The 8,667-nt window shown below is 34.3% G+C and carries 10 protein-coding genes; 2 read left to right on the top strand and 8 right to left on the bottom strand.

The genetic code is table 11. From position 1 onward, the window contains the following. The 4 genes from JVV30_RS12690 to JVV30_RS12675 form a co-directional block, all read right to left on the bottom strand. Window positions 1-1,191: Clp protease N-terminal domain-containing protein (locus tag JVV30_RS12690; RefSeq protein WP_204194339.1), on the bottom strand; the 1,191-nt coding region annotated here is incomplete at its 3' end. Between the two features lie 15 nt (window positions 1,192-1,206). After that, the gene (locus tag JVV30_RS12685; RefSeq protein ID WP_070854638.1) at window positions 1,207-2,214 is read right to left on the bottom strand and encodes a protein arginine kinase; all 1,008 of its coding nucleotides are present in this window, start codon (window positions 2,212-2,214) and stop codon (window positions 1,207-1,209) included. Beyond that, entirely contained in the window at window positions 2,207-2,770 is a 564-nt protein-coding gene (locus JVV30_RS12680) for a UvrB/UvrC motif-containing protein (RefSeq protein WP_053031000.1), read from the bottom strand. Before JVV30_RS12680 ends, JVV30_RS12685 begins: the two co-directional genes overlap by 8 nt. A gap of 22 nt (window positions 2,771-2,792) precedes the next feature. Continuing rightward, the gene (locus JVV30_RS12675; RefSeq protein ID WP_053030998.1) at window positions 2,793-3,254 is read right to left on the bottom strand and encodes a CtsR family transcriptional regulator; all 462 of its coding nucleotides are present in this window, start codon (window positions 3,252-3,254) and stop codon (window positions 2,793-2,795) included. 154 nt (window positions 3,255-3,408) lie between these two features. Here JVV30_RS12675 and JVV30_RS12670 point away from each other — a divergent pair, with 154 nt between their 5' ends. After that, on the top strand, window positions 3,409-4,623 hold the full coding sequence (locus tag JVV30_RS12670) for a NupC/NupG family nucleoside CNT transporter (RefSeq protein ID WP_053030996.1): 1,215 nt from the start codon (window positions 3,409-3,411) through the stop codon (window positions 4,621-4,623). Between the two features lie 101 nt (window positions 4,624-4,724). Here JVV30_RS12670 and pdxT read toward each other — a convergent pair whose 3' ends face one another. Together pdxT and pdxS are read right to left on the bottom strand one after the other, a co-directional pair. Beyond that, on the bottom strand, window positions 4,725-5,279 hold the full coding sequence (pdxT, locus tag JVV30_RS12665) for a pyridoxal 5'-phosphate synthase glutaminase subunit PdxT (protein WP_070854639.1): 555 nt from the start codon (window positions 5,277-5,279) through the stop codon (window positions 4,725-4,727). A 3-nt stretch (window positions 5,280-5,282) separates the two neighbouring features. After that, window positions 5,283-6,170: a pyridoxal 5'-phosphate synthase lyase subunit PdxS gene (gene pdxS, locus JVV30_RS12660; protein WP_070854640.1), complete on the bottom strand. Its 888-nt coding sequence runs from the start codon at window positions 6,168-6,170 to the stop codon at window positions 5,283-5,285. 100 nt (window positions 6,171-6,270) lie between these two features. On the opposite strand from pdxS, the gene pdxR reads away from it, so the two are divergent. Continuing rightward, window positions 6,271-7,632 carry a MocR-like pyridoxine biosynthesis transcription factor PdxR gene (gene pdxR / locus JVV30_RS12655; protein ID WP_070854641.1) on the top strand — a complete coding sequence of 454 codons (1,362 nt, stop codon included), beginning with the start codon at window positions 6,271-6,273 and terminating at the stop codon, window positions 7,630-7,632. Window positions 7,633-7,856: 224 nt separating this feature from the next. Here the strand turns inward: pdxR and JVV30_RS12650 are convergent, their stop codons facing one another. After that, window positions 7,857-8,213, bottom strand: coding sequence for a DoxX family protein (locus JVV30_RS12650; protein ID WP_053030989.1), 357 nt, complete (start codon window positions 8,211-8,213; stop codon window positions 7,857-7,859). 111 nt (window positions 8,214-8,324) lie between these two features. Continuing rightward, entirely contained in the window at window positions 8,325-8,462 is a 138-nt protein-coding gene (locus tag JVV30_RS12645; protein ID WP_204194338.1) for a hypothetical protein, read from the bottom strand. Window positions 8,463-8,667: the final 205 nt, after the last annotated feature.

Genomic DNA, 8,667 nt, shown 5'->3' with positions numbered 1-8,667 from the left:
TTCGTCAATTAAATCAATTGCTTTGTCAGGCAAGAAACGATCAGATATATAGCGATCACTTAATTTAGCAGCCGCTTCAAGTGCTTCATCAGAAATATTAATACGATGATGCGCTTCATAACGATCTCGTAATCCTTTTAAAATTGCGATTGTATCTTCAACAGAAGGTTCATCAACTTGAATGGGTTGGAAACGACGTTCTAACGCTGCATCTTTCTCGATGTTTTTACGGTATTCATCTAATGTTGTAGCACCAATACATTGTAATTCACCACGAGCTAATGCTGGTTTTAATATATTTGATGCATCAATTGCGCCTTCTGCACCTCCAGCACCAACTAATGTGTGCAATTCATCAATAAATAGAATAACGTTACCAGCTTGATGGATTTCTTCCATTACTTTTTTCAAACGTTCTTCAAATTCACCACGATATTTAGTACCTGCTACAACTGTTCCCATATCAAGTGACATGACACGTTTATCTTTTAATGTTTCAGGCACTTCATTATTAACAATCGCCTGTGCAAGACCTTCTGCAATTGCAGTTTTACCTACCCCAGGTTCGCCAATTAGTACTGGGTTATTTTTAGTACGACGACTCAATACTTCAATCACACGCGTAATTTCTTTGTCTCTACCCACAACAGGATCTAGTGTTCCATCTTTGGCAATCACAGTTAAATCACGTGCTAATCCATCTAATGTAGGTGTATTATTTGATTTATTTGCTGTAGCGTTTTTATTGCTCATTTCAGGACTTCCTAATGCTTTAACCACTTGAGCACGCGCTTTTGTAATATTTAAATCTAGATTAGCAAACACACGCGCAGCTACGCCCTCATTTTCACGAATTAAACCTAGTAAAATATGTTCTGTACCTACAAAGTTATGATGTAACTTTCTAGCTTCGTCCATTGAAAGTTCAATTACCTTCTTGGCTCTAGGTGTATAATGCAATGTTCCTGTTTGATCTTGTCCATGGCCGATTAATTTCTCAACCTCTTCAATCACTTTATCTTCGGTAATATTGAAACTCTCTAATACTTTAGCGGCTATACCTTCTGGCTCTTTCATTAAGCCAAGTAGTAAGTGTTCTGTACCTATATTAGAATGATTTAAACGTATAGCTTCTTCTTGCGCATGTGCTAAGACACGTTGTGCACGTTCAGTTAATCTACCAAATAGCATATATTTCTGTACCTCCTATTGTGTATATTCTCTTAATATATCTGCTCTCTTCTCATTTACAGAGATTGTTTCATCTTCATCGTTATAAATAAACGCTGATTGAATACTTACCATTAATTCATTAAATTTAAAGTCTTTCAATGTTAAATACCCTAAATCGATACCTAATTTCACTTCACTTAAACGATAGGAAGCTTCTTCCATTGAAATAATTCGACTGTTCTGTAAGATACCCAACGACCGATAAACACGGTCTAACGTTTCCAATTCATTATAATGCGTTAAGCGTTCACGAATTTGCATTTCTTCATTTATAATTTGTTGAACAACTTCAGTTAAGTTATCTATAATTTCTTCTTCAGTTTTACCAAGTGTTAATTGATTTGAAATTTGATAGATATGGCCATAAACTTGCGAGCCTTCTCCATATATACCTCGAATCGTAAAACCAAAACGATTAATGGTCTGTGCAATACGATTCATACGTTTCATGATGGATAACCCTGGCAAATGTAGCATTACACTTGCTCTCATACCTGTACCAATATTGGTTGGGCATGTTGTTAAATACCCTAAATGTTCATCATAACTAATGTCTAGCGATTGATCTAACGTATCATCAATATCACTCGCTTTGTTATATAAATCATGTAATGACAAATCATTTCCCATTGCTTGTATGCGTATATGGTCTTCTTCATTAATCATAATACTGATTGATTCGTCTTCATTTAATAACACTGCTGATGCCGGTTGTTTAATAAGTTCAGGACTAATTAAATGTTTAGCAACAAGTTTCATCTTGTTTTGTTGATCCATTGTATCTAATCGCATGAGAGACAAATCAGGCAATACATCTTGCACTTCATTTATCACTCTAAAGCCATCTTGTTCTGAGGGAAACATGAGTGGATGGACGTGATTTTCTAAATTTCTAGCTAATCGGATTCTGGAAGACATCACAATTGGAGATTCTTCCGTTTGCTTCATCCATTCACTGATATGCGTATTCATATCACTCATTACGTTCCACCCCGCTCTCGTCTTTCAATGCTTTTATTTCGTCTCTAACGATAGCAGCTTCTTCAAAGTTTTGTTCATCAATTAATACATTGAGATACTTCGTTTTTTCTTCGATTTGTTTTTTGATGGCAAGTTTCTTATGAGAAGAACGAGGCGTTTTACCTACGTGCTCAAATTGCCCACCTTGCACACGTCTTACTATATCTACAATGTCATCTTTAAATGTAGCATAACAATTTGCACAACCAAATTTCCCTACATGTGCAATATCTTTTAAAGTCATGTTGCATGTTGGACATCGCTTCTCTTCTTGAAAAGCCACTTCATGAAAATTAATTCCATGCTTAGTTGCTAAATGTTGCAATATTTGTTTGACGACGAAAGCTTCTTCAATATCGTCTTGAAACTGAGAATGTGGCGATGTATTTTCATTTTGTTGCCAAGGATTTTCACCCTGCGCACATATAGAACATACCCATTTCTCAGAAGTGCCTTCTTTACTTTTTACTGTGAGTTTAACCTCTGCTTCATTTAAATGACAGTTTTCACAAAGCACACATAGACACCTCGCTTTTCTACTAATAATAATTAATGATTGGTAATACGCGTTTTAATATGTTGGCTCTAATGATATCTCGAGCAACCACGTCCATTTTTAATGTTTCACGATCTACGATTACTTGAATCATTCTTGCTTCTCTTTCACTGATGAGTCCCTTATCTAACAAACCATCTATAATATAATACGCTTGTTGTTGAGAAATAGATGGCCCAATGATTTGCAATAGGTGATTAATATACCCCGTTGCATCTTTATTTTCAATTTTAGTGATTCGGATATAACCTCCGCCACCACGTTTACTTTCTATTTCATAACCATGTTCATTTGTGAATCTAGTTTTAATAACATAATTTAGTTGAGAAGGTACACAGTCGAAACGCTGAGCAATGTTAGCTCGTTGAATTTCTACCACGTCTTCATTACTTTCTTCAAATAACTTTTTAATGTACTGTTCTATGATGTCAGACATGTTGTGCATGATTTACCACCTCTTTTGACCTTCTTTGACTATATTATATGAGCATCTTTGACCTTTTTCAACCAATTTGTTTTTTAATTTTCTAAAATAATGATGTTACATGCAAGAATTTAATGTATTATATTAATTAAGAAAAATTTAAAGGAGTAGAATTATGCATATTCTTATTGGGATTATTGGGATAATTTTCTTTTTGGCACTTGCATTTTTGTTTAGCTCTGACAGAAAAAATATTCGCTGGCAATATGTTGGTCTTTTATTAGTCATCCAACTTGTATTTGCGTTTATTTTATTAAAAACGACAGCAGGTATTACAGTTATTGGGGGCATTTCGGAAGGATTTAACTACTTATTACAAAAAGCTGCAGAAGGGGTTAACTTTGTGTTTGGCGGATTCAAATTTGTCGATCCAAAAAACCCACCATTCTTCTTTAGCGTATTACTACCAATTGTATTTATTTCAGCATTAATTGGTATCTTGCAATACACTCGAATCTTACCATGGATTATTAATGTTTTAGGATTCTTAATCTCTAAAATTAATGGTATGGGACGTTTAGAATCTTATAACGCAGTAGCTGCTGCAATCTTAGGTCAATCGGAAGTGTTTATTTCATTAAAACAACAATTACCTTACATACCTAAACAACGTTTGTACACATTGACCGCTTCAGCAATGTCGACAGTATCAGCGTCAATTATCGGTGCTTACTTCACATTGATTGAGCCTAAATACGTTGTTACAGCAGTAGTATTAAACTTATTTGGTGGTTTCATTATTGCTTCTATCATCAATCCTTATAAAGTTAATGAAGAAGACGATAAACTATTAGTAGACGAAAGCGAAACTAAAAAGCAATCATTCTTTGAAATGTTGGGAGAATACATTTTAGACGGGTTCAAAGTTGCAGTAATCGTTGGTGCGATGTTAATAGGTTATATTGCCATCATCGCATTATTAAATGGTATCGTTAGTGGTATCTTTAGCTTTGTTTCTGGTGGCGCAATTACATGGGATTTCCAAACGTTAATTGGATTTGTCTTCGCACCATTAGCATTTTTAGCTGGTGTACCATGGGAAGATGCAGTTAAATCTGGTTCAATTATGGCAACTAAATTATTATCTAATGAATTCGTTGCAATGCAATCATTAGGAAACTTAAAAGATATTTCTGAACATGCTAAAGGTGTTACATCAGTATTCTTAGTATCATTCGCTAACTTCAGTTCAATTGGTATCATTTCAGGTGCTATCAAATCACTTAACTCTGAAAAAGGTGACGTCGTAGCACGTTTTGGACTTAAATTATTATTAGGTGCAACATTGGTATCATTTATTTCAGCAGCAATCGCTGGATTCTTTATCTAATATTGAAATTAAATACCCTAGAACTTCTGACGATTAGAAGTTCTAGGGTATTTTCATAGATGGAAACACTCAAATGCGTCTCTCCATTACCTACTATTCTTTTATTTGACCATATGATCGATAAAGTATTGTGTCACTCTATAATCATCCGTTAATTCAGGATGGAATGATACACCTAAATATTTTCCTTGTTTGACTGCTACAATCTTTTCGCCCACAGAGCTTAATATTTCTACGCCCTCTTCAACACTAGCAATATGAGGTGCTCTAATAAATACACCTTCAATGTCTTCAGCTATACCTTTAATATCTAACTCTGCTTCAAAACTATCCACTTGTCTGCCAAATGAATTACGTTCAACAGTGATATTCAACTTTTTCAAATAGCCAGTTTCACCTTCGACATCTTTTGCAAGTACGATAAGGCCTGCACATGTACCAAACATTGGTAAATCAGACTGTTGTAACTTTTCTTTAAAACCATATAGATCCATTAATCTTCTTAGTGTAGTAGATTCTCCACCTGGAAGAATTAATCCATCTATTTCTTCTAATTGTTCAATCTTTTTAACTGCAATACCTTCATGACCACTAAGTTCAATATGACGAATGTGTTCACGTACGGCACCTTGCAATGCTAATACACCAATCTTCATAAATTACCAACCACGCTCTTGCATACGTTCTTCTAATGAAATTTGATTAATATCTAAACCTTTCATTGCTGTGCCTAATTCTGAAGCTAATTTACCGATAAGTTCATAATCTTGGTAATGCGTCGTAGCTTGAACAATTGCTTTAGCAAATTTCTCAGGATCTTCTGATTTAAAAATACCTGAACCAACAAATACACCATCAGCGCCTAATTCCATCATTAAAGCAGCATCTTGAGGTGTAGCAACACCACCAGCTGCAAAGTTAACAACAGGTAAGCGTCCATGATCTTTAATTTGTTTTAACACATCATATGGTGCACCTAATTCTTTAGCATAAGTCATAATTTCATCGTCATTCATAACAACTAAACGACTAACTTCTGAATTAACTTTTCTCATATGTCTTACAGCTTCAACGATGTTACCTGTACCCGGTTCACCTTTAGTACGTAACATCGCAGCACCTTCACCAATACGACGTGCAGCTTCTCCTAAGTTACGGCAACCACACACAAACGGAACAGTGAATTGATCTTTTCTTAAGTGGTATTCTTCGTCTGCAGGTGTTAATACTTCAGATTCATCAATATAATCTACACCCATAGCTTCTAATACACGTGCTTCAGTAATGTGACCGATACGTGCTTTTGCCATAACTGGAATTGAAACAGCATTCATTACTTCTTCAACAATTTTAGGATTAGCGCTACGTGCTACCCCACCAGCTGCTCTGATGTCAGATGGTACACGTTCCAAAGCCATAACGGCAACTGCGCCAGCTTCTTCAGCAATTTTAGCTTGTTCTGCATTAACAACGTCCATAATAACGCCGCCTTTTTGCATTTCAGCCATTCCTCGTTTAACTCGATCTGATCCTACGATTTTAGACATAATATTAACCCCTTTTCACATTTGATTAAATTCATTTTAAGTTATAAACTGATATTTAAAAAGGTACAATTTATTTATAAAATTAGGGGGTCAGTTTAAAATGAAAAAGCAAAAATTATATATAGCATTATATGAGCAGCTGAAAAATCAAATTATCGAAGGTCAATATCAAACACAAGATAAATTTCCATCAAAGCGCCAATTAAGTGAACATTTATCACTTAGCCATACAACTATAGAGCATGCCTATCAACTACTTTTAGATGAAGGTTTTATATACTCTAAACCCCGCTCCGGCTATTATGTATCTGATATACAGTCTCTCCCTGTCATTAATGTTAATAGCCCATCTATTGAAACAGAAGCGCATCCAATTGACACTAACCAATATAAGTATGCATTTAATTTAGCAGAGATAGATGCCGAATATTTCCCTCTAAATCTATTTAGAAAATTTGCAAAGGAAGCATTTGAAGATAATGAATTAGCGCTTTTAGAAAAAGGAGACATACAAGGTGAACTAAATTTACGACAACAAATCGCACATTATCTATTTAATAGTAGAGGTGTGTCATGTCATCCAAATCAAATTATCATTGGGTCTTCTACTGAGCAATTACTTAACATGATTACTGATATTCTTAAAACATCGTCATTCATAATAGAAAAACCAAGTTATCCACCAATTAAACATGTTTTGGATAAAAACAATCACGATTATATTCAAGCAACTGTTGAGAAAGATGGAATAAACATGACTGACGTACTTAATTCTAATAATGATATTGTATATATCACACCATCTCATCAATTCCCAACTGGCTATGTCATGAACTTAAAAAAACGTACCCAACTCATTAAATGGGCTCATCAGAAACATAGTAGATATATTATTGAAGATGATTATGATTCAGAATTCAGATATTACGGTAAACCAATTCCTGCTTTACAAAGTTTAGATAAAAAAGACAAAGTAATCTATATTAGTACATTTTCAAAATCACTTTATCCGAGTTGTCGTATTGCTTATATCGTTTTGCCTCAAACATTATTACAATCTTATTTATCTATGCCTTATAAAGAGAGTAATACCGTCCCTGTTCATATCCAACAAATCATTGCGAATTTTATGTCATCTGGAAGTTTTGAACGTCATTTAAATAAAATGAGAAAAATTTATAGAGAGAAACTAAATTATATATTGCAACGATTGGAACCCTATAAGGAACAACTAAACATTGAAGGCGCATTAACAGGAATGCATTTCACACTAACAGTAAATAATGGACTTACCATGTCTCAATGCCTGCACAATGCGGAAGAACTAAAATTAAAATTAAATATCTACAACTATGATGATCAAATTGAACCACTCCCAAAGTTTATTATTGGTTTCGGTGGTATTCCCAATCATCAGCTTAAAGAGCATACTGATATTTTAATCAAAGCATTAACTTTATAATTATTTAAAAGTGGGAGAGGGACAGAATTCTTTTGAATTCGTCGTCCCACCCCCGCAAGGGTGACTAGAACTAAGAAAAGCTTGATTTAAGTGCCTTCTCAGTTCAGTCAGCTACTGCGAATTTGCTAAATAGCATTATTATATTATTTTTGTCCCAGACTGACTTTACTTTACTTATAGAATTTCAATGAACGTATTTGCTAATTATTCGCAAATACACATTTTTAATAAAGTTCAAGTGATTTCTTCCAATTATAAGAAATCATTACAGATATACTCATTACCAATAGTATAATTACAAGTTCTGAAGCCATATAACCATGTGCTAGATGAACTGTAAATAAAGCGCCAAGCATAATTATAATGAAACCAGCAGCAACATAGTTTGCAAATAAACCTATGATCATTAATATGCCCCCGATAAACTCAAATAACCCTAATATAATGCCTAAGAATGCAGGGAAACCTAAATCAGACATCATTGCCATCGGTTCCTTAAATCCACCAAATACTTTTTGAGATCCATGTATTGTAAATGTAATACCTAACATAAGTCTTATTAATAATAAACCAATTCTCATTGTAAGTCGTTCTCCTTATAAATATATTTATTATACGTAATATATTACATATACTACATGATGATAATTAATAGTTCAACCTTTATATCATTAAACCTTCGGTTTGATTTTTTAAGCATAAAAAAAAGAGACCTTACGGTCTCGATATCGGCTCATCGCATCCATACGATTTGCCTGGCAACGTCCTACTCTAGCGGAACGTAAATCGGCTACCATCGGCGCTAAGAATCTTACTTTACTTCGAGGCAAGCGCTCGCATCTTTCTTCTTTTTCTAAAATTGCTTGCTCTTTTAACTCTACTAAACTCGCTTCTCAATTTTCTCAATTCATCAGCTTCAAACGCTTTCTCTTCGTTAAGCCATTATACATATATATCATTAAACCTTCGGTTTGATTTTAAGCATAAAAAAAAGAGACCTTACGGTCTCATTACTTTGCCTGGCAACGTCCTACT

This window comes from Staphylococcus sp. GDY8P47P (assembly GCF_016892225.1).
In the GTDB taxonomy this organism is placed as follows: Bacteria; Bacillota; Bacilli; order Staphylococcales; family Staphylococcaceae; genus Staphylococcus; species Staphylococcus borealis.
The sequence above is the reverse complement of the archived record's forward strand: the minus strand, read 5'-3'. Positions and strand labels throughout refer to the sequence as shown.

Bases quoted from the DNA above. Each gene is read 5' to 3' on its own strand.
- pdxS (WP_070854640.1), bottom strand. From the start codon at position 6,170: ATGTCTAAAATCGTAGGATCAGATCGAGTTAAACGAGGAATGGCTGAA.
- pdxR (WP_070854641.1), top strand. From the start codon at position 6,271: ATGAAAAAGCAAAAATTATATATAGCATTATATGAGCAGCTGAAAAAT.
- JVV30_RS12685 (WP_070854638.1), bottom strand. From the start codon at position 2,214: ATGAGTGATATGAATACGCATATCAGTGAATGGATGAAGCAAACGGAA.
- JVV30_RS12670 (WP_053030996.1), top strand. From the start codon at position 3,409: ATGCATATTCTTATTGGGATTATTGGGATAATTTTCTTTTTGGCACTT.
- JVV30_RS12650 (WP_053030989.1), bottom strand. From the start codon at position 8,213: ATGAGAATTGGTTTATTATTAATAAGACTTATGTTAGGTATTACATTT.
- pdxT (WP_070854639.1), bottom strand. From the start codon at position 5,279: ATGAAGATTGGTGTATTAGCATTGCAAGGTGCCGTACGTGAACACATT.
- JVV30_RS12675 (WP_053030998.1), bottom strand. From the start codon at position 3,254: ATGCACAACATGTCTGACATCATAGAACAGTACATTAAAAAGTTATTT.